Genomic DNA, 25,712 nt, shown 5'->3' on the forward strand with positions numbered 1-25,712 from the left:
TTTTTCTTCTATCGATTGAAGTAAGGATATTCATAGTGAAGCCGAGTTCCTCCTTTTATTTCGGAAAACGGGTTCTGGTTTCTGGAGGCACGGGGATGATCGGTATTCCCCTTGTTCGAGCCTTGTTGGAACTGGGGGCTCAGGTGACCGTGGTGTCCCTGGAGCAGGAAGGTTATGCGAGAGCCGTATTAGGCCCTTCAGTTGCCTTCTTTAGGGGCGATCTGACTTGTTATGACACATGCGAAAAAGCTGTGAAAGGACAGGATTATGTTTTTAATTTGGTTGGAATCAAAGGGTCCGTCGGTATAGGGGTGAAACGAGCAGCCAGTTATTTTGTGCCCATGCTTCGATACCAATCCAATCTATTAGAAGCCGCATTTCGAGAAGGAGTCTCCCGGTATCTTTTTGTGAGCAGTATTTGCGCCTATCCACCAGCGACAATTCATGTGGAGGACAACGTCTGGAATGGTCTTCCAAAACAAAATGACCGGTACGCCGGAATTGCGAAACGGATCGGCGAACTTGAAGCCGAAACCTACCTGCACGAATATAATTGGGAGGCGGTCCGAGTGGTCCGGCCCTCAAATGTGTATGGTCCGCTTGATGACTTTAATCCAGCTACGGGACAGGTGATTCCGGCTCTCATTCGGAGAGTAATGGATGGAGAGTCTCCCGTTCGTATTTGGGGAGATGGATCTGCCATACGAGATTTTATTTTTGTCGAAGATGTAGTTGAGGGATTTTTGCAGGGAATGGAGCATGCTCCGCCATGTTTTCCTATTAATTTGGGTAGTGGCGTTCCGACCACTATCAGACAATTAGCTGAAACCATTGTGGCTGAAAGTCGGGTCTCCACTGAAATTGAGTGGGATCCCTCAAAACCGTCCGGTGACCCTGTCCGGTTGTTATCGATGGAACGGGCGGAAGTCACCATTGGATTCCATCCAAAAATCTCTCTCAGAGAAGGGATTCGTCAAACTATTCACTGGTATAGAGAAAATCGGGAACTCGCCCATGAGCGGAAAAACCTTCTTAGCGCCTAAAAACAGGAAGCGGAAAACCGAAGGACTTTCCAAGCCTCGATTTGTACCCGGGTTGGGAGATCTGGTTGATCGTTTAACCGTAGATCAACTGAAGGAAGCGTTCCATGAATCGATTCGGACAGCGGTCAGAATCGAAATCGCTGATTTGGAACATGATATTGATGGATGGGCTGATCGACATCAGATCAAATTGTCAGGGCGGAACGTCCGGATCATCATTGTGCTTGCCCAAATCAATTATGAAATCTGGATGTGTAAAGAAGGCATGATGGCCGAACCCAAACGATACGATCAGTGGTTGAAACGGGCTCATCAATTAAATGGCATCAGAAATCAGATGAAAAATCTTCTTTTAGCCGGGGTGAAATCGGGAACCAGAGTGTGTCCGGCGAGTAATGTCTCGGTGGATGATTTAAAAGATTGGAATATCCAGCTATAACCATAGGCTTGCACGATGCTTTTAAAAAAATTAGGCCAATCTGACATAGAAATTTCCGCTATCGGTCAAGGGACCGGGATTCATCATTCCCTGACAAACCGGGAAGCACATCGGCAACTTGAATCCACGATCCGGGCCGGAATTGATATGGGATTAACTTTTATTGATACGGCGCCTGTGTATGGTGATGGAGAGTCTGAAGCGGTAATTGGTAAGGCCTTGAAGGGGATTCGGAATCGTGCGGTGCTGGCGACAAAGGTCTCTCCTGAGAACTTATCTTCAAAAGGCATTAAATCCTCGGTTCAGGAGAGTCTCAGGCGTTTGCAAACAGACCGGATTGACCTTCTCCAAATCCACTGGCCCAATCCTCAAATCCCCATCTCGGATACACTGGTGGGTTTGGAGAAAACGGTACAGGAGGGTTTGGTCCGAAATGTGGGAATTTGCAATTTTTCATTCAATGACACTTTAGAGATACATCACCGATTAACTCCAAACCTTCTGGCTTCTGTTCAGGTCGAATATAACTTGTTCGATCGAAGTATTGAACGGGAATTCCTCCAATATGGGGAACGAGTTGGAATCAGCATTATCGCCTATAGTCCTCTTCATTGTGGACGTTTTGTAGCAAATCGGAAGCAGTATGCTGTTCTTCAGGAGATAGCGAATAAATACCATAAAACTCCAGCTCAAATTGTTTTGAGGTGGTTAATTGGGCATCGCCCAGTTGTGGTGATTCCGAATACCACGAATTGTCAACGAATGAAGGAAAACGCGGAAAGTATAAATTTTAATCTAAAAGACGAGGATGCCCGATATCTTGAAGGACAATGTACCGGACATTTTCTAAAGATTCCTCCTAGATCCATACAAGTCGCTGATGACTCAGGACGTTCGGTCTATCGAACCCTCGAAGACGCTCTTAAAAATGCCATGAATTGCGTACCTAGTCCGCAAGAATTGGCCCAACAAATTTCGGCAGGGGATTTTTTGAAACCGGTTCGTCTTCGCCCGGCTAGTTCTTCCCATGACCGGTTTGAGCTCTTGGAAGGCCGAATCCGGTATTGGGCATGGGTCATTGCCCACGGTTTCGAAAAGCCCCTACCCGCGCTGGTGGAAGATTTCTCCTGATAGCCTTGTGAGGAATTTATGATTGCCACTCTTCCACTCACGCAGAATCACAAGCACCATGGGATCCTTCATCAAGAAGATTTTGAAGCCCTATTTGGGGAGGCGCCCGGAACGCTCTTTCAGGAATGTCAGGAATTGGTAGGACATCATGATTTGCGTTATGACGTTTTACAGGGGGCTTCCCGTGATCAGGTTTTGCTTCGAGTGTTGAATACCCTTGACCAGGATCTGGAAGTCGCAGGGAAGCATCGTAAGCAGCGTTGGGAAGATGGATGGGCAGAGAATCTGATGGATTTCCAACGCACAGGATATGATTTAGCTGCATTAATCCCAAAATTTGTGAGACCCCAGGAAATCATCCGATTAAAGGGTGAGTATGTCCGACCGGTTTCCTCTCATTTCGAAACCAGTTTTGTCGAAATTCTACGCCACTGGATGTTTAAAAAATGGTTTCATGACGTTGACCATATTTACGAGTTTGGTTGTGGAACCGGCCATAATTTAGTCGATGCAGCTTTCATGTTTCCAGGCCGTCCCTTGTATGGGTTGGATTGGTCCCAATCCTCTCAAGCGATTCTTCTCCTGTTGAGAGAAAAGCATGGATTTAATGTCGTTGGTCGGGAATTTAACATGTTGGAACCTGATGAATCGTTTGATCTGTATCCTCGGAGCGGGGTGTTCACCGTTGGCGCCATGGAGCAATTGGGCTGTCAGTACCATGCTTTCGTGAACTATCTTCTTAGGCAACGCCCTTCTATTTGCATACACGTGGAAACCCTGTATGAGCTCTACGATCAGAACGTCCTGTTTGATTACGTCGCAGCTAAGTATCTGGAGAAAAGAAAGTATTTGCAAGGATTACTCGGAACTTTGAAGACTTTTGAGCAGGAGGGCCGGGTGGAAATTCTTGGAACAATCCGAACTTTTGGCTCACTATACCATGATGGCTATTCTATGGTGATCTGGAAGCCGGTAGAGGAGAAGATGTGATGGTGAACGCGGAGCAATTACAGATTAAAACTTATGCGAATTCGAGTGAGCAAGCGGCTCGGCAACAGATGGGGAATTTGCTCTTTCAAAATCCGATTCCCCCGGACCAATTGCTATCGAATCTTGGACTATTTCTAGAATCCAAGCATTTGGCTCGCCTGTTATTCATGGACTTCTTGTACCGTCAGATCATTGCCGTTCAAGGTGTCGTCATGGAGTTTGGAGTACGGTGGGGGCAAAATCTTGCCTTATTTTCCGCATTGCGAGGGATCTATGAACCCTTTAACCGGCATCGAAAAATTGTCGGCTTTGATACGTTTTCCGGATTCCCATCTATCCATGAAAAGGATGGAAAGTCCAATATGATGGTGAATGGCCAATTGGCCGTCTCTCCACACTATGCAGAAAGCCTTCAAGAGCTGCTCAGTCTTCACGAGACACTTAATCCGTTAAACCATATTAAAAAACATGAACTGTGCGTCGGAGATGTGGTGGAGGAGTTGCCTCGATATCTGGCCAGATGCCCGGAAACCATCGTGGCTATGGCCTATTTTGATTTAGATTTGTACCAACCGACGGTCAAGTGTCTTGAGCTACTTCGTCCCCGAATGACCAAGGGCACTATTCTGGGGTTTGATGAATTGAATGATCCTGATTCCCCGGGAGAGACCCTCGCCTTGATGGAGGTCTTTGGATTGAACCATTTAAAGATTCAGCGGTTTCCCTTTGCCTCTCGAGTGTCGTATGTAGTGCTGGAATAAGGGGCTATCACGCACTAAGGAGAGAGTCCGTGCCTCAAACAATAACTGAACAATTAGGAAAAGGCATGATACCTGATTCCATTATGCAGTTCTTTTATGGGAAAAATATTGTCGTGACCGGGGGAAGCGGCTTGATCGGACGGAAAATTGTGAGTCGGTTGATCGAGGCTGGCGCCTCCGTTCGAAGTGTGTCCCTTGATGAGATCCAGGTTGAAGATACGGTGGAGTATGTGAAAGGCGATTTGTGTGATTTTGAATTTTGTAAACGTACGGTGAAGGGCATGGATTGTGTTTTTCATGTGGCGGGAATCAAGGGTTCCATTGAAGTCACGAAATCCAAGCCGGCAAGTTTTTTCGTCCCGTTGTTGATGATGAATACCAATATGTTGGAGGCCTGTCGTCTGAATAAGGTTCATCGGGTGGTCTATACCTCATCTATTGGAGCATACCCGAGTGCCGAAATTTTCAAGGAACAGGAAGGAGAAGATGAAGGGCCACCAATGGATATGTTCCCTGGATGGGCCAAACGAATGGCTGAATTGCAAGTTCGTGCTTACCAAATACAGTACGGTCTGACGCACTATGCCGTGGTGCGTCCCTGCAATGTGTATGGACCAGGAGATAATTTCGATCCGGACAATGCCATGGTCATTCCCACCCTCATGCGACGCATATTTTCAAAAGAAGATCCGGTCGTGATTTGGGGAGATGGCACCGCCATTCGGGATTTTGCCTTTAGTGGTGATGTGGCTGATGGAGTGATTCTTGCTTTGTACTATGGAACGGGTGGGCGGTACGTGAATCTAGGCAGTGGTATCGGCTATACCATCAAAGAATTAGTAGAAGCTCTTCAATCGGTTGTGCCGTTCCGGGCCCAATTTGATCATACGAAACCCGCCGGGTTTCCCCGGCGTGTGATGGATATTTCTTTGGCCAGGAAGCTTCTCGGGTACGACCCACAAGTGAGTCTTCAGGAGGGGTTACAGCATACATGGGATTGGTATCTGGAGCATCATGATGAATATCTTCAACGGCAAAATTACTTCGCCGCCTCATAAGTTACAGATCTCTCCCTGCCGCCTGGAAGGCGTGAGATTGGTTACCCCACCGACGATTTTTGAAGATTTTCGGGGAACCTACGTTGAAACGTTTAACGAGGCCCTGTACCGGCAAGCTGGAATTGATATGCCATTCGTGCAGGACGATATCTCCGTGTCTGGCAGGTATGTGCTACGAGGCATCCATGGAGACCAAGAGACCTGGAAGCTGGTGTCATGTTTATGGGGGAGGTTTTATTTGGTCGTCGTCAATTGGGATCCCACCTCTCCACAGTTTCAACAGTGGGAATCGTTTACGCTATCAGATGGCAATCGATGCCAAGTCTTGATTCCACCGAAGTTCGGAAACGCCCATCTGGTGCTGTCTGAGCAAGCGATCTTTCACTATAAGCAAACGACCAATTATAACCGGGAAGGGCAATTTACGGTACCTTGGAATGATCCAACTTTGGGAATCTGGTGGCCGGTTAAACAGCCGATTGTTTCCCAACGGGATGAAGGAGTGACTCATGTTTAAGGGTAGTAAAGTATTAGTGACAGGAGCGGGAGGATTTCTGGGAACCAACATGGCTAAGCGTTTGGTGGAAGAGGGGAGCTATGTACGTGGCACATTGCATACACGTAGGCCGCAATTCGAGCACCAGGATTTGGAATATGTCAAAGCCGATTTAACGAATATGGAAGAGTGTCGTCGGGTCGTAGAGGGCATGGACTATGTCTTCATGTGTGCAGCGAATACCTCAGGAGCGGCAGTCATGGCGACTCAGCCATTAGCGCACGTGACGCCGAATGTGGTGATGAACGCCCAGATGTTGGAAGCTTCCTATCAGGCAAAGGTAAAGAAGTTTCTCTTTATCAGTAGTAGCGCCGCCTATCCACCCAGTGGGGAGCGGGCCATCTCTGAGGAGGAAATGTTTGCGGGGGATCCGTATGAGGCTTATTACAGTGTGGGATGGATGAAACGGTATGGGGAGGTGCTGTGCCGTATTTATTCCGAAAAAATTAAGGATCCGATGAGCACGGTGGTCGTGAGGCCATCTAATGTCTATGGGCCATATGACAAATTTGATTTTGAGCGTTCCCATGTGACCGCGGCACTTATCCGCAAAGTGATTGAGCGTCACGATCCTCTAGAGGTGTGGGGAACAGGTGAAGATGTTCGAGACTTAATTTTTGTAGATGATTTCATTGACGCCGTGATGTTAGCAATGGCTAGGCTAGATCGGTTCGACCCAGTGAATATTGGATATGGAAAAGGGTGTCGAGTTCGGGATGTGTTGAATACCCTTTTGGAGGTTGATGGGTTCCAGAGTGCTCAGGTGGTCGTGAATCCAACGAAACCATCTATGATTCCAATCCGTTTGATTGATGTGGGTCAAGCCAAAGTCCTTCTCAATTTTACCGCTCAGACCGGCCTTGTTACGGGTTTAAAGAAAACCATCGCCTGGTATCGGGAAAACCACGGGGCAAAAGAACTGCTAAGAACCGCCCACGCGGTTTAGAACAAGCGGTCCTTGTAAAGCCAGATATAATTTGGCAAGTCTCAGGGAAAAACCTTGTCGGAGTGAAACTTTAGATGCAAAGTAAACAATTCGGGGAGACAGGAGTCAGCGTTGCATCGATCGGTCAAGGTACGACAGGGATGGGGACGAAGAATCATTTCCCCAAGGAATATATTCAGGAAAGAATTAAAGCTCTACGATTGGGAATCGACCTAGGGATGACTTTTGTGGATACAGCTAGCTTGTATGGAAATGGGTTTTCAGAAGAAGTTGTTGGACATGCTCTAAAGGGGATTCGGGACAAATGTTTTCTTTCTACTAAATTTTACCCACATGAAAAAATGAGTTCGGAAGACATCGGTTTAGCCGTAGAAGCCAGCCTAAAAAACCTTCAAACCCCGTGGGTAGACCTTTACCAAATTCACTGGCCGAATCCTCGCGTGCATTTAGAAAAAATTTTTGAGGTTTTGGAAAAATATCAGAAACGTGGAATAATTAGATTTTTTGGAATTTGTAATTTTTCCCCGCAAGAAGTTTGTGCTCTTGAGCAATCCATACCTCATATTCCGTTGTCGTCAAATGAAATTGAATTTAATTTGCAAGCCAAAAGATTGGGAAATGAATTTTTGGGGTTGAGTTCATTTAAAGGAGCCATCCTGGCCTATAGTCCCTTAAACAAGGGAAGAATTGTTGGGACTGAATTTCAAGCCGACCTTATTAGAGGCTTAGCAGAAAGATATCAAGCCACTCCTTCTCAGATAGTTTTGGCATGGATTCTCTCATTTAAGAGAGTTTTTCCAATTGTAAAGGCAGCCACTCAGAAACATGTTAAAGAAAATGCTGGGGCAATGTCTCTTGCTTTGTCCAGTGAGGACATCCAACGGGTAAATGATTCCTGGGAAGAGCATATCTATGAGGCAAAACCTGAGAGCATTAAACTTCGAGGGACTCAACAGAGAAAACCTTATCTCACTTTAGAAGAAGCGATAGAAAATCCTCTCGATTTGGTGCCAAGTCCCGTAGCGTTAGCTGAATCAATTGTCCAGTATGACCTAAAAATGCCCATTCAAGTCGTTCCTCTTTGTGGAAATAACGATTCCTATGAATATGAAGTCGATCCCTACGATCCCTTTGATCAAATAAAAAAGTATTGGGCCTGGAAGATTGCGTTTCCGGGGAAATTGATTCCGGTTTGTATCTCGAGAACAATGCCCTTGAACTATTGAATTTTAAATTGAATAGGAAGATTTTGATGATATACGTGCCGAGGTAAATATTTCCTACCAACTGCAAAATCCTATGAAGCGAGCATGGCGGGCGGTTTGGAATTGTTCTTGCCTCTGTAAAACTGGGCTCCTAAGAATTTCACTTTTAACGAGAGCACATAATGCACACATTTCCTGAAAGTTCCTTGGCACATAAATGGCTTGATGGCCTTTCGGGTTTGGAAATCGGTGCTTCTACCCACAATCCCTATGGATTGAAAACCCGAAATGTTGGATTAGGTGGGGATGGGTATGATCAAGAACAATTATCCTTGGCCGGAGAGGTTGCTCCGATTGATATCTGTGCTGAGGCCAGTGCGATACCCCTTTCCAGTGAAACAGAAGATTTCATCTTAGCGTCCCACGTCATAGAGCATTGTCCGGATGTTATTAAGACTTTACTGGAGTGGTATCGAATTGTGAAACCCGATGGGTACCTTTTTTTGGTGGTCCCACATCGGGATGCGGCCCCTTCTGACCGAGGAAAGCCTCTTACCGAATGGGAGCATGTGGTTCAGGATTATATGAGACACGCTACACCAGAATCGGAGCCGGAAGGAAAAAGTTTCCTGTACTGTCATTATCATGTCTTTTCCCCCTCTTCCATGAAAAACTTTATTTCTAGAATTTTTGGTTGTCGTCTGGCGCTGATGGAAGAACAAGATCCGGATGATAAGGTGGGGAACGGGTTTTCATTAGTATATCGAAAGACCAAGTCAATTCAACAAGCATTTCCATGGGGATTTCAGGGAGGAGGGTATTCCATAAATGTTTCAAGGCCGGCAGATTTTTATCAAAACAAAAAGGAAGAGGAAATGATTCCTCTCATGAAACCCCGTCAGGTAACTCTTTCTTGTAGCCAAAAAGGGGAATTTCCGGTAGAGGACCTGGGGCGTTCTCAAGAAAAAATGGGGAAATTCAAAGGTATGCTCGTTTCTGTCATTGTGGCCGCTTATAACTCAGAACGATTTATGCGGGGGTTGTTGGAAAATTTAGAAGCACAGACCATCGCGGACCAGATGGAAATTATTATCGTGGAAACCGGCTCAGAAACCCAGGAAATCGATATTGTCCGAGAGTTTCAACAACGTTTTGCAAATATTACTTATGTCAGGACATCTGAACGAATTAGTGCTGTTGCGGCAACAAATCAAGGCGTTCGCATGGCAAAGGGGATTTACATTACTCTACTGCCCACAGATGACCGGTTGCGTTGTGATGCCTTGGAAGTGATGGCCCGTGAACTTGAACAACATCCAGAATCCGGAACGGTATATGCCGATGTGTTTATGACCCAGTTTGAGAACCAGACATTTCATCGTTTCATACGAGGCGGCTATTCCATTCGTTTCGATTTTAGTCCTGATATGATGTTGACCGGCTATCCTATGGGACCTTTGTTCATGTGGAGGAAAAAGGTTCACGAAGACGTTGGATTATTTGACGAAAAATTTCTTTGTGCCGCCGATTATGACTTCCATTGCCGTGTCGCGCGAAAGTATCCCATGCGTCATATCTCGGAGTTTCTTGGCTTATATTTGCAAAATCCAAAAGGGGTGGTGAATTCCAATCCCCAAATTAGCCAGGCAGAATTTCGAGCTATTATTCAGGCGAACCGGTCGTATTTTCCAGCACCTATTCAGAAACCCCTGACCATCCTTCAATACGAGAAACCCGTCTTCCCTGGTCAATATGTCAATATTGGTATGGTGACATTTAATCGGCTGGAATTTACGAAGCAGGCTATCGCTGCGCTTTTCCAGCATACCTGTTTCCCCCATGTCATCACGGTTGTGGATAACGGAAGTACAGACGGCACGCCACAGTATTTGCAAACGCTTCTCAATCAGGGATTTATTACCAATCTGATTTTGTTGCCAGATAATGTTGGAATTGCCAAGGCTTCAAATTTGGCATGGAGTCAGGAGCCTGAAGCTGAATATTACCTCAAGCTGGACAATGACATTGTTATCCAAAAGCCCGGCTGGTTATCCAGAATGGTTGAGGTCATCGACCGTATCCCTGAATTGGGCGCTATTGCCTATAACTTCGAACAAGAGAGCTATCCCGTCCGTGAGATTCGAGGCTTGTCTGTTCGGCCCAAAATTGGAAATTTAAACGGGGCTTGTACCCTTATCCCCAAAAGAACTCATCAAACATTGGGATTTTGGTGTGAGGATTATGGATTGTACGGGGAAGAGGATGCGGATTATGGGATGAGAATTCATTTGCAGGGTTTGCAAAATGCCTATATGGAGGATGATAAAGTGGGATTGCATCTACCTGCCGGAAGGGCAGCCCACATCGACGCACAGACGTTTAAGGCCACTGATGGAATTGAAGAAGAGACCCATGCGGAGTACCGGGCATTCAAAGATGAATGGAGGCGAAGAAATGTTCAGGACATCGCGAAAAAAAATTGGGAGGATTACCAGACAGGTGTGAAATCGCTGTTTTGTTCGTCTCCCTTCGTGAAGGGATTCCATAAAGATCGAGATCAACCTGAAGGATCTGACGTACTCACTCGCCGACGGATTCAGACTGACGAAATACCGAAGGAAGCGATGCTTGAAAGGCCACGAGATTCTTCTCCAAAGCGCTGGCGAACCGTTTCTGTCATTGCGTCTGATTATATCTGCGGTCGTATTCGACTCCTTCAACCACTCCTGGCTGGTGAAGGGATATGGGAAAAAGGCTCCATTGTTGCTGATGCCAACATCTATTTAAATGACACCATATTTCCCCCGATGGGGTTGGGACAGGTTTGGGCTATTCAGCGTAATTGTAGACTGTCAGAAGAAACTTTAAAGGAAGCGCAAAACCAAGGTACTCGAATTGTTTACGACTGTGACGATTTGCTCTGGAAAATTCCTCTCGATAATCCAAATCATGGATACTTTACTCCTGAATATCTTCAAAGAATGTTCGGTCTTATGTATACGGCGGATTGTGTGACGGTGTCTACGGAACCTATTCAAACCGATTTGAAGCAACGAGGAATCGAATCGACTGTTCTTCTGAATTGCTTGTTGCGTCAGGAATGGGAGGATTTCAACCCTCGACGTCGAGCGGGTTCCCGTCCTCGAGTTGGATGGGCAGGACAAGCGAATGTGCACAAAGGCGATACCGCCATTTTTGAAACGATTGTGGAGGCTCTCAAGGACGAGGTGGAATGGGTGTTTTTGGGAGACGCCCCACCGATGGTCAATAGCCCAGGGGTGATCAGCGAAACATTTTCCATGGTAGACGTGGCGCAGTATCCGAAAAAATTGGCGAGTCTCAATCTTGATCTTGCATTGGCGCCATTGGTGCCAAACCCATTCAATGAAGCCAAAAGTGATATCAGAATTTTACAGTATGGAATATTAGGTTATCCGGTTATTGGCACGGATATTTTTCCCCATCAACATGCCCCCATCCTCCGTTTGCCTCATGAACCACAAGTCTGGATCAAGGCGATTCGCGAACGAATTCATGATTTAGGTGCCTTAGAAAGGGAAGGAGATCATCTCCGAGCCTGGGTATTGAATCATCGTCTTATGGAACATGTGCTTCCTCAGTATGAACAAGCCTGGTTGGGCCGTGACGTCAAATCCTCAAACGGGGTACCTCAGTCGAAAATACAGAGTTCCACAGTGCCCTCTTATTCCCCAATCAACCATGCCAAGTATTCCTTTGATTGTTCAATCATTATTCCAGTTTGGAATAAAGTGGCATTGACCCGGCAGTGCTTGACTCACTTGGCTGAGGTCACGGATGGCTGTTCGTATGAAGTCATTGTCGTCGATAATGCATCCACCGATGAGACCCCGGCATTTCTGTCCTCTTTGAGTGGGGATATTCAGGTCATCACGAATCCGGCCAATTATGGGTTTGCCAAAGCCTGCAACCAAGGGGCCGCTTCTGCCAAGGGGCGTTTTCTGGTCTTTTTGAATAACGATACGATTCCGAAGCCAGGATGGTTGCGGGCTTTATTGAATGAAGTGGAGAGTCATCAGGATGTTGCCATTGTCGGAAGCAAGCTGCTTTATCCGAATAATACTATTCAACATGCCGGCGTGGTTTTCGCCAAACATTGTTTGACGCCCTACCATATATTCCGTGGTGCTCCAGGAGACCTGCGTGCGGCCAATGTTCGTCAAGAGTTTCAGGTTGTCACTGCGGCTTGTATGCTCATTCGCCGTGAGGAATTTAATGCGGTGGGGCAATTTGACGAGATCTATCAGAACGGGTTCGAGGATGTGGACTTGTGCCTCAAAGTGGGCAAACGGGGCAAGAAAGTCATCTATCAACCGGAAAGTGTGCTCTATCATTTGGAACATCAAACTCCCGGAAGGAAGGATCCTGAGGCCGAACGGCACAATGGTATTGTGCTCATGGAACGGTGGGCTTCCTCCATTGTGGTCGATGAGGATTTCCATACGGTTCCGGCAGGCTATGCCAACCGGTATTCCATGCGTGACGGACGGCTTCAGCCCTCGCTCCAGGCACTGCAGGGCGATAGGGAAATCACGCAGTGGCAACGCGTTCAACGGGTGCAGGAGTTCCTATTACGTCAGCGGCATGCCGCAGACGAGGGCTTGAATAGCCAGGACGACGGTGAATTGCATGGTCTCCTTTCCGAGTATCGAGATTGGCCGGATGATGGTGAAGTGCTTAGATGGGCGGCCAAGCTTTGCCAATCGTTGCAGCTATTGGATGGGGAGCGGGCATTTTTGAACCGGATACTGAGTAGGGGAGAAGATCGAGCGGCACGGGAACGACTCGCTAAGCTGGCTCTCAGCGGGAAGGATCTGTCCGGGGCGACTGACCATATCCAGGCGATCCTACAATCTGATCCCAACAATGGGTCGGGTCACTGGTTGCAGGGAATTCTGTTGATGCAATCCCAGCAATGTGGTGAGGCGGCCCTGTCATTTCGTCGCGCTCTGCAATGTGGCGCAGATTCTCGAAAATCCCGTATCGGTTTGGGAATGGCGTGTATGGGAATGGGAGATTTGGAAGAAGCCTGGAAGATTTTTGAACAGGTGATGATCGATCATCCCGATGATGTCGAAGCCATGAATGGGTTGATCCAGGCCGGAACATCCCTGGAACGATGGAAAGACTTGGGGGAACGGCTTGCACGGTATGTCGAACGAAACCCCGCAGACTGCGATATGCGCTTTGCTCTGGCCGGGGTGGAATTTCGGGGGAGTCGACTCGATGTGGCCAAGCAACAATTTGAGATGTTAAGCCTCTTAAAGCCCGACTATGAGGGATTACACGATTTAGAGGTTCTCCTTCAGACGGCACCTCTTGACCGCCATGCCCTCGCAACTTAAATAGAAGAACTTTTTGCCTAGTCAAGTTAGCCTATGTCCCGAGCCCTCTTAATACAATTAGCTCGGCTGGGTGATCTGGTCCAATCTCTTCCTGTTTTGACTGCTCTGCAAACCGCCTATCCTGAGCGACCTCTTGATCTCCTTTGCCCTTCGCCCCTGGTGGCGCTTGGAGAACTTTTCCCTTGTGTGGACAGGGTTTTCCCTTGGAATGGGGAACAATGGCATGAATTCGCCACGACCAAGATGACGGATTGTGATCAACAACTTGCCCGAGCCACTCGCTATTTGGCTGACTGCGCCTTTCCCCCGTATGCATTGGCCTATAATTTGAATAACCATCCTCGCGGGATACTTGCTGCCCATGTATTGAGTGGTCTGGTTGTCGGTCCTGGCGAGTATGGACCATTGAATCAGTCGCTTCCGGCATGGGCGGGATATTTACGTCAAATTGCTCGAGATCGAGGGAGCAACCGGGTGCATTTAGCGGATGCGTTTTGCGGGTTGTGTCAGGTTTCTCCGCCCTTGGACGTTCCCTACTTACAGGCCCCGGAGGTGCCCTTGCCCTTTGAGCTGGAACTGCCGGTGAATGGTGAACCTTTAACTCTCATCGGAATTGTTCTTGGTGCGGGAGATGCCGACCGGCGAGTTCCCCTTTCTGCATGGCAAGACCTGATTGCTGCATGCGCTGAGCACATTCCTCAGTGCTACCTGCTTTTGGTTGGTGGTGCGGGAGAACGGGAAGCGGCATTGGCCTTGGAGCATCGCCTTCCCGCTAAATACCTCAATCGGGTCGTGAATGGGTGTGGCCGGACCTCGTTGCCCCAGCTTGTGGCTCTTCTTAATCGGTGTCAGTGGGTGGTCGGATCGGATACGGGACCATTGCATCTCGGAGCGATGTGTGGGGCTCGGGCGATCGGCTGGTATTTCTCCCAGGCCAGAGTTCATGAAACGGGCCCCTATGGGATTGGTCATTATGTGTGGCAACGCACGGGAGCGAAACTTCGGGAGAGCCTGGATGTCCGTGAAATAAGCGCTGCTGAGTCATCCTCTGCCTATTGGCCTGTGATGGAAACCGTCAATTTAATGCAGGAAGGCACGGTGAATGCCACAACAGATGGGTGGGATCTCTGGACCAGCAATAGAGATGAGTGGGGAGCGTTTTATACCAGGGATGGCATCCCTGACGAGGCTGTCCTCCGGCGAAAAGATACGTGGAAGGCGCTGTCTCAGCTGGCGAATCAAGGTATTCGGATGGAAGTCGCGAAGTAGTCGGGAAGGCTCCCGGGAGGTTTAAGGCAGGGGGCGGTGTTTCCAGGGCAATCAACCAGGAACAGATAAATGGACGTGTTGAAACAAAATATCGGTATTCTTCGCGACCAGGATCCGATACTTGCCGCTCAGATCCTCCAGGTAACAGGAGGGACCCTGTCGATCCAACCAGCTAAATCTGGAATGCCCACCGCGCTTGTCGACTCCCGATATCTCCATAGTGCGTATGATCCGGTTCGCGAGGCGGAGCGATGGGCTGAAGAACGCGTGAAAGAGTGTCAAGCAGAGGAAACTATTGTCCTCCTTGGCGTGGGACTGCTCTACCATGTGCAAGCCTTGCGTCAGATGTTGCCCCATGACCAGGTCGTAATGGTCGTCGTGCCGGATCTTTCTGAATTTGCGGATTGTGTCTCGGTCCGGGCGCTGGAAGGGTGGGGGGAAGGGGTGATATGGCTGACGGGTTCCATTCCTGATATGGCTGTCCAAGTGACACAGGAAGCCAAGCGGGTGCGTGTTCTGAGTTACGAACCTGCGGTCACGGTTCATCGTGAGGCCTATGAACACTTTCGACTGCAACTTCGTGAGCATCTCGCTCAACAATTAAGCGGGGCGCTTCACATCATGGTGGTCGGACCTATTTATGGCGGGTCGTTGCCGATCGCCCGATATGTGGTCAATGCCTTGGAAGGTCTTGGACATCGTGTAAGTTGGGTGGATCATAGTCCTCATTACGCGGGATATCAGAATTTGGAAACGATCCGTGATCACCGGTTGCGGCTCACCGTCCAGCAACGGATGAGTGAAATGCTGGCGGTGATAAGCCTTGCTCATGTGGCAGAAGATCCCCCGGATCTCGTGTTAGCTTTGTCCCAGGCGCCATTGACCATGGCCGTTTTAGAGCAAATGCGTCGAAAGAAGGTGTTAACGGCCATGTGGTTTGTGGAAAATTTTCGGCATTTAACCTATTGGCAGCAGATGGTGACGGGGTATGACTTTTGGTTTGTGATGCAAGAAGCCGCATGCTTGGACGCTTTCAGAAAAGCCGGCGCCAAACACGTCTCGTATCTTCCCTTAGCTGCTGATCCGTCCATTCATCAACCTAGGACCTTCACCGAAGAAGAGCGACAGCAGTTTGGTGCAGACGTCTCGTTTTTAGGAGCAGGGTATAGAAATCGGCGACATATCCTCCCATCCCTGGTTGGCCATGAGTGGACATTTAAATTGTGGGGGAATGAATGGGACAACCCGGGGGCGTTAGCGTCGGTTCTTCAGAGAGGGGGCGCACGTATTGATACCTCCACCAGTGTAAAAATTTTCAATGCCACCTCGGTCAATATTAATTTGCATTCGTATACGGGAGACGGATTCGATCCGGAGGGAGATGGGGTGAATCCCAGGACATTTGAATTAGCCAGTTGCGGGGCGTTTCAAGTGGTTGATACTCGAACCTTGCTCCCGGCCCTCTTTGATGAATCGATGATGGCCATAATCAACAATCCGGATCAGCTCCTCCCAACCGTCCAAACCTATCTGCACGAACCAGCCAGGCGAGTGGCCATGGCTGAATTGTCCCGGAAGCGCCTATTAGAAGCGCATACGTACGAACATCGGATGAAAACCTTCTTAGGCGCCGTGGGTATGGCGAGTCCTGACCGGTTAGGAGCTATCCTTCAGGGGGACCGTCATGCTGAATCCTTAGTGGCGCGAAGTGGGAAGACTCCGGAACTGATTCCCATGCTGAAGCAGTTTCCTCCAACCGATCGTGTGGAGTTAGTGGATGTGGCGAAAAGTATTCGGAATAAGGGGCCTGAAGCCCGGTTGAACCGTGAGGAACTACTGATTCTGATGATGGATGAATACCGCCAGGAAAAACGGGATTTTCTTTGAACCTGTGATGGGATAATTTCCCGCTACCGCCAATTATTGATGAATAAACAAGTCCTCATTATTAATATTACCCGGATGGGTGATTTAATTCAGATGGTGCCCCTTCTTTCACGGTTAGAGGAAGAATGGCCGGGTGTGGCCATTGATCTGATTGTTGATAAAGAATTTGCGCATGTCGCCAGCCTGATTCCTGGGATTCGACAGGTGTTGATGTTTGACTTTCAGCTGCTGATGGATGAAAGCCGGGTGCGAGCGCGAGACGTGGTTTCTCTCTACCGGGAACTTGCCGGTTGGGTCCAACCGTTACTTCAGGTTGGGTACGATCGTGTGGTGAACCTGACCTTTAATCGCCGCAGTGCGTTTCTGATGAAATATTTCGGGTGTGCAGATGAGCGAGGAATGACCACGACCCAGGATGGGAGTTTCGTGGTGAAAAATCCTTGGATGAAATATTTCGTGGATTTCCATGTGTATCGACAATTGAATCGGTTCAATATCGTGGATCTTTTTTCGCTTGGTGGGAGCGGGCCAGGTTCGTTTTCTCCCCTTCGCTTATCTGTTCCCCAGCACATGAAAGAATGGGCACGGACCTATGTGAGACAAGCAGGAACGGCTGATGAGTGGATTGGCATTCAAGTCGGCGCCAGTGATCCGATGAAAGCCTGGCGACCGGAGTACTTTGGACAAATGATGGCGTGTCTCAGCCAAAAACAGCCGGTCGGATTTGTGTTGATTGGCACGAAGAAAGAAGAGGCGGAGGTTCAGGAGGCTATTCGGTGTTACCGGCAGGCGGGAGGATTGGGGAACATCTGTGAAGCCGTTGGCCAAACCACTGTCCCGCAACTGGTGGCCTTACTTGAACATTGTGTCTTGATGGTGACCAATGACACGGGGCCCATGCATATGGCTGTGGGAGTGAATACGCCGGTTCTGAACGTGTCGGTGGGTCATGTGAATTTTTGGGAAACCGGACCGTTTGGACCAGGGCATTGGGTGGTTCAACCCGAGATCATGTGTGGCCCATGCGGATTCGATAAGGTCTGCCCTCACCATGCCTGTAAAGACCAGATCATTCCTCAAGAGGTGGCTGAGCTCTGCTTACATCTCTTGGGTAATCGTCCCTTTCCATCGTTTTCGTCCAAGATTCGAGTATATGAAGGTGGCGTCAATGAAGATCATTTAGGGACATTTATAATAAGAGCGGGAACGGAAGAGCCACGCATCTCCTGGTACGCGGAGTATTGGCGGCAATACTGGTATAAATCCTTTACCGGTACCCCTAGCCTGGTCCCTTTTTTCCCAACGCCTCCACCGGATTTTTCAGACTGCGAGCAGGTATGGCGTCGCTTGGCTTCCCAGCTCGATCAGTTGTGTATTCAGGCAGACACCGTAGTGGATATGTGTCGTCAAAGGCCGATTCCGGTTAACCGGTTAAAAACGTGCCAGTACCAACTTAAAGTTGACACACTCACGATGCAACAGATCGCCAGGCCGTCATTGGCCTTTGGTCCTTTAGCGATGGCTTTTTTCCGAGATACCTTTAGCTTGGAGGCCTTGACCCTTAGCGGCATGGCCGAAGAACATGCCCGAGCGTATCATATATTTCGCACTCGAGGGGAAGAAAATTTTAGGCGGTTGGAAGGAATGCTTTCTCATGATCCAAGGGGGATTTTGTATGCACGTACAATTGGATGAAGAAATCTGGGAAGTGGGTGATCGTGTTCAGCTAGGGGAGGTTCTGGCCAATTTGAGTGATCGCGCTCAGGCCAAAGGGTGCTTGGTGACCGAATTAATAGTTGGTAATCGGAAGATGACGGATCGGGAGTTAGTGCCTCCCACCCTGGCCAAAGTGGCGAGCTCGTTTGGATCGATAGCGGCCGTGAGCAAACAGGTGGAAACCATCGTGCAGTATTCCGAACAAACGGGTCAAAAATTCGGAGCACAGTTACGCGATCAAGGACAGAAGTTTGTTGATGCTTTCCGGCAAGGGAAGGGAAAATACCGCCAGCTAGACCAATGGTTCGGCCAAATAGCCGATTACCTTGAATGGCTACAGGTTCATGAATCTATGGGTCTTAAAAAGCCTGAGGTCATTAATGACCTATCCTTCTGGGTCAAAGAATTACTGAATGCTCGAGAAAACGAAGATGGCGTTCGAATCGCAGACATGTTGGAGTATGAAGTGATTCCTTGTCTTTCTCGAAACATTACCCATCTCCCGTGACACCAAGTTTTCTCGCCCTTCCATTCTTGTGGCATCCTATGAAGTTACCACTGAAGGCTATGGAATGGCGTTGCCTCTGTTTACCCCGTCAGGTTACTGCCTGGATTCTCAGTGGGGTTCTGGTAGGACACAAGTGATTGGCTAGCCTCCTCAAGTTTTCCTCCTGGTGGTCGATACATACCGGTAGAAGTGGGAATTGGTTCATTTCACAACTATCGAGGAGGCCAATCGGCTCAACTCATTTATTGTCTTCCTCAAGGGACGGATCCTTTGAGGTGCAGCCATCAAGGAGGAAAGTATGGCACTTGTCGTTAACAACAACATCGCATCGCTCAACGCTCAACGGAATTTGGGCGTGTCCAGTTCTCAATTGGAAGGATCGGTCGCCCGTCTTTCTTCGGGTTTGCGAATTACCCGAGCTGCAGACGATGCTGCAGGTTTAGGAATTTCCGAAACCTTGCGGGCTCAGATTCGTAGTATTAATCAAGCGGTCAGAAATTCCAACGACGGCATCAGTTTACTCCAAATTGCTGACGGTGGTGCGGAAGGCATCGGCAATCTATTAGGCCGCCTTCGGGAACTAGCCGAGCAATCAGCCAGTGGAATCCTTGGCTCGAATGAACGATCCTTCCTTGATCAGGAATTTGTGGCCCTTCGCTCTGAAATCGATCGAATCTCTTCTGTGACAGAGTTTAACGGAGTGAAATTGTTAAGTGGAACCGATAACGACTCCTTGAGTATCCAAATTGGTTTCCGGAGTTCAGCGAATGATACGCTTTCCTTGTCACTCAATGACTTGAATACAAGTACATTAAACCTCGCCTCGACCAATGTGTCGACTTCCGGCAATGCGTTAGACGCATTGTCTAACATTGATAGCGCCATTAGTGCCGTGGCGTCTGCTCGTGCAAATATCGGGTCCTTGCAAAACAGGATTGATGCTGCTGTCGGCAATCTGCAAGTTGCCGGTGAGAATATCACCGCTGCTGAATCACGGATTCGTGATGCTGATATTGCCTTTGAGTCAGCGAAGTTCGTCAGGAACCAAATATTAGTTCAGGCCGGTACCTCAATATTGGCTCAAGCCAATACGTTGCCTCAGCAAGCCCTCGCCTTGCTGCAGTAATCCGTTATAAGGAGAAACCGGGGCTAAGTCCCGGTTTCTCCTTTAAGAAAGTTGGGGTTAACCCATTATGATTTCAACACTTTCTGACAGCGTCTCTTTCATAAATATCTCAGTTGGAAATGAGATTCGCGTGCGGGATGGACAGAAGCCCAGCACGGGGGATATTCAGCGCAAATCAGAGACAAAACAGCCAGTTTATGACCCAGACTTTACTGAGGAATTAACGGCCAATGAACCATTGACGGCGGAACAGGTCCAAGCAACAGTGGCTCGGCTTCAAGAAACGGTGAAGCAGGTTGATCCCCGGATTGAGATTTCTTTGGAAAAGGATATTAATCAGGTGATTTTTCGAGTCGTGGATAAAGAATCAGGTGACCTTATCCGACAAATACCTTCAGAACAGATAGTAGATCTTGCGCGGTTATTTTCCGGACAGTCAGGTTTGTTTGTAGAAGAGAACATTTAGTCGACGTTTCAACTCATTTGCAGTTTATGATCCCCAAGTCCCTGCCCCTGAAAGATCGTGTTCTCGTGATACAATGGAGAACCGTTAAGCATTTCGTCATGTTATAGAGAATGACGAAAGGAATATTCGGATGGCTATTAGTTTCGGTGGGCTTGGAAATGGCGTTGATTTTGGACCGGTTATCGATGCGCTAGTTCAGGCAGAACGCCTTCCCATTGATGGCCTGACCCAGAAAAAGCTTCAGGCCCAAAAAAAACAAACCGAATTGGGTCTGTTAGGGGCTAAACTACTCAGCTTTCAAGGTCTGGCGAGCGGTCTCCGCAATCGAGTCAGTTTTAATAAAAATCAAGTTAATGTCGCCTCACCTAGTGCCCAAACCCCATTATTGGCTACTGTTTCGTCGTCTGCGGCCCCAGGCACCTATCAGGTAACAGTAAATCAGTTGGCCTCCGCACATCAAATTATTTCTAAGGCTTCCACGGCAGTTTCCCAAACTGATGCGGATATTGTTGGTGGCGCATCCGGGACGTTTCAATTTCAAGTGGGCACCGGCTCGATTCAAACGGTGAATTTAGAGGCCACGGGTACCTTGGATGATTTACGAGTCGCAATAAATGATCTGGGAGCCGGAGTGAGTGCTTCAATTCTGAATACCGGGAGTGAAGCTTCACCCCAATTTCGTCTCGTGTTGTCAGCGAATGAGACTGGGCTCGACCAGGCCATCACAATTGTGGCTGACGATACAACATTAGATACGGCGACGACTGGAGTGGATACGTTTCAAGCCGCTCAGGATTCCGAAGTCGTATTGGGGGTAACGGATGCCGGAGCCGGGACCACGGCCATTACGATCACCCGTTCGACCAATACACTCACTGACGTCGTTGCAGGCCTTACTCTCAATCTTCAAGCGGTGGATGCCACCAATCCTGTCACGATCTCGGTGAGTCAGGATAATGGAGCTGTCAAAGAAGCAATCTCAGATTTTGTGAATAGTTACAATGAGATCGTCACATTTGTCAATGAGCGAACTTTTTATAATACTGAAACGAAAGAAAGAGGGATTTTTGTTGGAGAGAGTTTAGCTCGAACCGTTCTTGATCGAATTAGGGGATCAGTTTTTTCCCAAATCAGCGGATTGACGACATACTCAGGCGCTTCACAAATTGGGTTTGAGACACAAACTGCCGATGGGACGATTAAGCTGAACGAAACAACATTAGATTCGGCCTTGAGTACCAACTTTTCCGCTGTACGTGATTTGTTCGTTAAGAATACCACCACCGGCACCAATGGGATTGCGGATTTGACCGTGAATGCCATTGATGGATTGGATGATATCGACACGGGCTCTCTCACGCGTCGCCAAAATGCCTTAACGAAACAAGTGAATGATTTTACGAATCAAATTTCTTTGAAGGAAGAAGCCTTGGCCCGTTTTGAGGAGCAACAACGTTTAAAGTTTGCCAATTTGGATGGATTATTGGCCTCGTTGCAAAGTCAATTGAAACAGTTACAGAACGCATTCCCGTTGAGTAATGGCTAAAGAGAGGAAATCGTATGATGGTTGGTGCTCAGGCTTATGCAAACACGCAAATTCAAACTGCGTCTAACGTTCAAGTGATTGTGTTGCTATATGATGGGGCCATTTCTTCCATGAAACTTGCACAAGAGGGAATGTCCACCTTGAATTATCAGGATAAGGCCCGATTTCTTGATCGTGCCCTTCGTGTGATCGGGGAATTGTCCGCTTCCCTCAATATGGAGGAGGGCGGGGGGATCGCAAAAGACCTCCGCCGTATGTATGAGTACATGCAATTTGAATTGACGCAAGCCAACCTGAAAAACGAACCCCGGCGCTTAGAAGGCCCTATCCGTTGTCTGTCTCTCTTACGAGAGGCCTGGGTGGATTTGGCCGTTCAAGAAACCAAGCCACAGGCAGTTGGGATATAACCCACGGGGTTTTATGTCTGAAGGTAATTATCTGGTAGAGCAGCTTACTCAGAGGGTCTTAGAGGCCGCTCGACATGGTCAATGGGATCAGGTCATTGTGCTGTATGGTCAGCGACTGTCCCAAGGACCACAACAATCCCTTTCTTTACCTACCATCCAAGCTCTCATGGAATCCGATCAATGGCTCCTAGCCAGGGTTAAAGAAGTGCAAGCGGCAATCAACCAACAACTGAATGATATTCAGGATCAACGCCGAAAGTTAGGGGTTCTCAAACGACAGTGGGGAGAAGACCCGACAAGCCCGGTTCGACATCTTCTGACCATTTGACTGTGGAGGGAAATGTTGAGAGGTTTTTCAGGCGCTGCACAATGGGATTCCCCCCAAAGATCAAATTTCAATATTTTTTCCTGACATGACCGAATTTCTCCGTCACAATTTTGACGAAGAGGGTCAAGGTCCTCCTAATCGATAAAGAAAAATTTTCTCATATTTCCTTCTGCCCTACATTTCTCTGGAAAAACAACCGAAAAGAAAAGTAGGCTGTCCAGGTATGACAATTGCGAGATTGCATCCCTTAAGGATGGGATATTCATTTTTAGAGGATGCTGCGGCTGGTTGTTCGGCTCTCTATTTAAAGGTAAAACAGGATGACTCAACAATCGGCATCATGTGCAAACTCTTTGTCAGTATTGACTGATAATTCTGTACAAAACGGGAAATTATTACATTCGCTCTCCAATAAATTATTGCCTATTGTGGTATTTTCCCAGTTAGCGCTGCGTCGGTGTGAAGATGAACAGCTGAAGCAACAATTGGAAAAAATTCATGGAGCTGCCGAACAAGCCAGGGATATTCTGGCGGAAATTCGCAGCCTTCACGCTGCGAGGAATCCTTAGTATGAAAACAGAGTTTATGGACACCTTAGTGTTGCGATTCCTTTGGTTAGGTGTGCCGACAGGGCGATTCTTATAAAGGTGGCTTATGGATATTGTGGCTTCTGAGGATCGACGTCAAGATTGTCGTGTAGAGGTGCCTGTATGTCTGTGGGTTGAGATTCCTCTTGCCTTTTCCTATGAAATGATTGATCTTGATGGGGCAGAATTCAGCCAGTGGCAATGGGATGAGCTGGCGGTCTCACCGGATCTAGTGAAAGCGATGGTGGATGAGAAGGATCTTACCATCCGTGATCCTTTGCTCTTGCAAATGGTCACGAGGATTGACTGGATGTTGACATCCATCCTCCGGACTTTGGGAAAAGATAAAAATCTAAAGGGGGCTATTCCAGAATTAACGAAAGTGAGCCTATGCGGTTCCGGAATTAAATTTTATTCTGAGGACTCATATCCCCTTGGTTCTTTTCTCGTTCTACGCCTCATTTTGCGGCCATTTATCCCGATTCAGGCTGTTGGGAAAATTGTTAGGGTAGATACTAAAACAAAAGGCAAGGAACAAGGATTTGAGATCGCGGTGGAGTTCACCAAAATTTCTTCTGATGATCGCGAAGCGATTATTCGACACACACTTCGGTCTCAAGCCACCATGCAACGGCTTCGTCTCAAGCAACCTGACGATTCCGTCCTTGACTAGGGTTCCAGTAATTTTCCGGTGTCTGGTGTCCTGTCTCGTGCTAATGGCAGGATGTCAGAGACCACCGGAGATTCCCGTTTCTCCGACTTCATCATCTTCATCCCCCATTCCCTCTATACCCCGTCGTGTTCTCAATCGACCACATAGCGTCGCTATCCTTCCTTTGGAAAATATGAGCCGGCATTCCCATCTAAATTGGCTGGGTCGTGGACTTCAAGAAATGCTGGTCAGTGATTTGGCTCGATGGCCACAACTTGAGGTGGTATCGCGAGATGCACTGGGTTCGGTCTTAAGGGAGCAATGGCTTCAACAAAGAGGATTTTCTTCAAGTGAAAATCTTGTCGGTCTAGGACAATTAAAAGGAGTACGATATCTCATTCAAGGGAGAATTTACCTGCAGCAGCACACTCTCTCCGTGGATCTGCAGATTGTCGACGTAGAGACTGGGGTGGTCGTGAGCTCAGTCAACGCTCAGGGGATAGAGTCGGATATTCCTGGTTTGGAGCAAGGCCTTGTGACTCACCTCATTGGTGTGTTTGACCCTTCTCTTGATGGAGTTAGCCGATCAATGGTTGATAAAAGTTCGGAAGACTCGAAGCCACGCTGGTGGGATTCTGGAGTTGACAAGAATGGGCGACAGGTGATTTCCTCCGGACCAAATTCTTCATCGATGGTGTCCCATCTTGATGCATTTCTATCATTGGAAAAGCTCACATATCAGCGCCGGGAAGCGTATCGGTTAGCAGAAACGATTTGGGAGAAGGGATTTGTTATTGAAATGGGGCAGCCCCTGTATCAGGTTTGGCACTTTTCGATTGATCCCACAAGGTTTTTGCCGGTCATGGCTATTCCTCTTTCATTGTTTTTCTCTCCACACCGGATTTCCAATATTTTCGACCAAGCGCAAAAGTCAGGAACCGATTCGGGGGGGGATGTAGATTCTGATGGATTTAGCACGACCCTAGATGAGGGTTCAGGAGCCCGGTCATTATTTATTGAACATTTTCAAAAGCCCCGGCGCGTATTCATCCGTGCTCTTAATGAAAAGCAGGATGTGCTGGCGATTTATTCCGATTGGGGGTGGCGGACCGAACATAAATTTTCAATGCGAGGTACTCAAGGGGTATCCGTACCTATGTGGCCGAAACCGTTTGTTACCGGGCTCGTCAAATTCCCGGTTGATTGGGTTGAGCGGGAAAGGCAGCATGTGACATTTGATAGCGTGGTAGTTCCCGTGCCGGACGAGCACGTTCTTGTTGTGCTGGAGCCCATCGGAGAGTTCAAAGCGGAGGAAACCCAGATTTTGCCCCTGGCTGATAGGGAAAACATTCTTCTTCAGAGGTTAGAAACTCTGATTAAATCCAATTGGGCTCCTGCGATAACGGAAGGGTTGCCAATCCGAGGGTATCTCCCAGGTAACAAACGGACGGCAGTGGGCGTCGTCCATGTGCAAGAGGGGAAAATTCGTGACATCCAGTTTCACCATTGGCCTGAGGATCCATTTTTTCTTGAAAGCTTACAAGATCTTCAAATACAGTTATTGGGGGCTTGCCTGGAGTGTCAGGATTCCGGGATGGTCGTTCCCCATCTCCCCGATCCGGTTAAAACAATTCGTTTACAACTCACACTGGTGAAAGACATTTCCGCCCTCCATCTCGGCAGTCGCTCTCACTAACCTGGCCTACG

At 48.1% G+C, this 25,712-nt stretch carries 22 protein-coding genes; all 22 read left to right on the forward strand.

Going from position 1 to position 25,712, the window contains the following annotated elements; genetic code table 11:
* Positions 1-35 precede the first annotated feature (35 nt).
* Positions 36-1,043 carry an NAD-dependent epimerase/dehydratase family protein gene (locus PQG83_RS03495; RefSeq protein WP_312746813.1) on the forward strand — a complete coding sequence of 336 codons (1,008 nt, stop codon included), beginning with the start codon at positions 36-38 and terminating at the stop codon, positions 1,041-1,043.
* Positions 1,015-1,482, forward strand: coding sequence for a hypothetical protein (locus tag PQG83_RS03500; protein ID WP_312746814.1), 468 nt, complete (start codon positions 1,015-1,017; stop codon positions 1,480-1,482). Before PQG83_RS03495 ends, PQG83_RS03500 begins: the two co-directional genes overlap by 29 nt.
* A gap of 15 nt (positions 1,483-1,497) precedes the next feature.
* Complete coding sequence (locus PQG83_RS03505; RefSeq protein WP_312746815.1) at positions 1,498-2,613, forward strand: aldo/keto reductase; 1,116 nt, start codon at positions 1,498-1,500, stop codon at positions 2,611-2,613.
* Between the two features lie 18 nt (positions 2,614-2,631).
* Entirely contained in the window at positions 2,632-3,603 is a 972-nt protein-coding gene (locus PQG83_RS03510; protein WP_312746816.1) for a class I SAM-dependent methyltransferase, read from the forward strand.
* A complete protein-coding gene (locus tag PQG83_RS03515; RefSeq protein ID WP_312746817.1) occupies positions 3,603-4,364 on the forward strand; it encodes a hypothetical protein in 762 nt (253 codons plus the stop codon). Before PQG83_RS03510 ends, PQG83_RS03515 begins: the two co-directional genes overlap by 1 nt.
* Before the next feature lie 29 nt (positions 4,365-4,393).
* Positions 4,394-5,422 carry an NAD-dependent epimerase/dehydratase family protein gene (locus PQG83_RS03520; protein WP_312746819.1) on the forward strand — a complete coding sequence of 343 codons (1,029 nt, stop codon included), beginning with the start codon at positions 4,394-4,396 and terminating at the stop codon, positions 5,420-5,422.
* A 31-nt stretch (positions 5,423-5,453) separates the two neighbouring features.
* Positions 5,454-5,939 (forward strand): dTDP-4-dehydrorhamnose 3,5-epimerase, encoded by a 486-nt coding sequence (rfbC, locus tag PQG83_RS03525; protein ID WP_312746821.1) that lies wholly within the window; start codon positions 5,454-5,456, stop codon positions 5,937-5,939.
* Positions 5,932-6,924 carry an NAD-dependent epimerase/dehydratase family protein gene (locus PQG83_RS03530; protein ID WP_312746823.1) on the forward strand — a complete coding sequence of 331 codons (993 nt, stop codon included), beginning with the start codon at positions 5,932-5,934 and terminating at the stop codon, positions 6,922-6,924. The genes rfbC and PQG83_RS03530 overlap by 8 nt, the downstream gene beginning before the upstream one ends.
* A gap of 74 nt (positions 6,925-6,998) precedes the next feature.
* Positions 6,999-8,150 (forward strand): aldo/keto reductase, encoded by a 1,152-nt coding sequence (locus tag PQG83_RS03535; RefSeq protein ID WP_312746824.1) that lies wholly within the window; start codon positions 6,999-7,001, stop codon positions 8,148-8,150.
* Positions 8,151-8,311: 161 nt separating this feature from the next.
* A complete protein-coding gene (locus tag PQG83_RS03540) occupies positions 8,312-13,513 on the forward strand; it encodes a glycosyltransferase (RefSeq protein WP_312746826.1) in 5,202 nt (1,733 codons plus the stop codon).
* A gap of 33 nt (positions 13,514-13,546) precedes the next feature.
* The gene (locus tag PQG83_RS03545) at positions 13,547-14,782 is read left to right on the forward strand and encodes a glycosyltransferase family 9 protein (RefSeq protein WP_312746828.1); all 1,236 of its coding nucleotides are present in this window, start codon (positions 13,547-13,549) and stop codon (positions 14,780-14,782) included.
* 69 nt (positions 14,783-14,851) lie between these two features.
* Positions 14,852-16,669: a glycosyltransferase family protein gene (locus PQG83_RS03550; RefSeq protein WP_312746830.1), complete on the forward strand. Its 1,818-nt coding sequence runs from the start codon at positions 14,852-14,854 to the stop codon at positions 16,667-16,669.
* A gap of 39 nt (positions 16,670-16,708) precedes the next feature.
* Positions 16,709-18,364, forward strand: a complete 1,656-nt coding sequence (locus tag PQG83_RS03555; RefSeq protein WP_312746832.1) for a glycosyltransferase family 9 protein — start codon at positions 16,709-16,711, stop codon at positions 18,362-18,364.
* Positions 18,345-18,893, forward strand: coding sequence for a DUF8042 domain-containing protein (locus PQG83_RS03560; protein WP_312746836.1), 549 nt, complete (start codon positions 18,345-18,347; stop codon positions 18,891-18,893). Before PQG83_RS03555 ends, PQG83_RS03560 begins: the two co-directional genes overlap by 20 nt.
* Positions 18,894-19,191: 298 nt before the next feature.
* Positions 19,192-20,019, forward strand: coding sequence for a flagellin N-terminal helical domain-containing protein (locus PQG83_RS03565; RefSeq protein WP_312746839.1), 828 nt, complete (start codon positions 19,192-19,194; stop codon positions 20,017-20,019).
* A gap of 130 nt (positions 20,020-20,149) precedes the next feature.
* Positions 20,150-20,485 carry a flagellar protein FlaG gene (locus PQG83_RS03570; protein ID WP_312746841.1) on the forward strand — a complete coding sequence of 112 codons (336 nt, stop codon included), beginning with the start codon at positions 20,150-20,152 and terminating at the stop codon, positions 20,483-20,485.
* A 130-nt stretch (positions 20,486-20,615) separates the two neighbouring features.
* A complete protein-coding gene (gene fliD, locus PQG83_RS03575) occupies positions 20,616-22,031 on the forward strand; it encodes a flagellar filament capping protein FliD (protein WP_312746843.1) in 1,416 nt (471 codons plus the stop codon).
* Between the two features lie 14 nt (positions 22,032-22,045).
* Positions 22,046-22,438, forward strand: a complete 393-nt coding sequence (fliS, locus tag PQG83_RS03580; protein WP_312746845.1) for a flagellar export chaperone FliS — start codon at positions 22,046-22,048, stop codon at positions 22,436-22,438.
* 13 nt (positions 22,439-22,451) lie between these two features.
* Positions 22,452-22,766, forward strand: a complete 315-nt coding sequence (locus tag PQG83_RS03585; RefSeq protein WP_312746847.1) for a hypothetical protein — start codon at positions 22,452-22,454, stop codon at positions 22,764-22,766.
* Between the two features lie 320 nt (positions 22,767-23,086).
* Complete coding sequence (locus PQG83_RS03590; RefSeq protein ID WP_312746849.1) at positions 23,087-23,335, forward strand: hypothetical protein; 249 nt, start codon at positions 23,087-23,089, stop codon at positions 23,333-23,335.
* Between the two features lie 85 nt (positions 23,336-23,420).
* Positions 23,421-24,026, forward strand: a complete 606-nt coding sequence (locus PQG83_RS03595) for a PilZ domain-containing protein (protein WP_312746851.1) — start codon at positions 23,421-23,423, stop codon at positions 24,024-24,026.
* Between the two features lie 172 nt (positions 24,027-24,198).
* A complete protein-coding gene (locus PQG83_RS03600) occupies positions 24,199-25,701 on the forward strand; it encodes a CsgG/HfaB family protein (protein WP_312746853.1) in 1,503 nt (500 codons plus the stop codon).
* The last annotated feature ends 11 nt before the right edge of the window (positions 25,702-25,712 follow it).

Source organism: Candidatus Nitrospira neomarina, from assembly GCF_032051675.1.
Classification (GTDB): domain Bacteria; phylum Nitrospirota; class Nitrospiria; order Nitrospirales; family UBA8639; genus Nitrospira_E; species Nitrospira_E neomarina.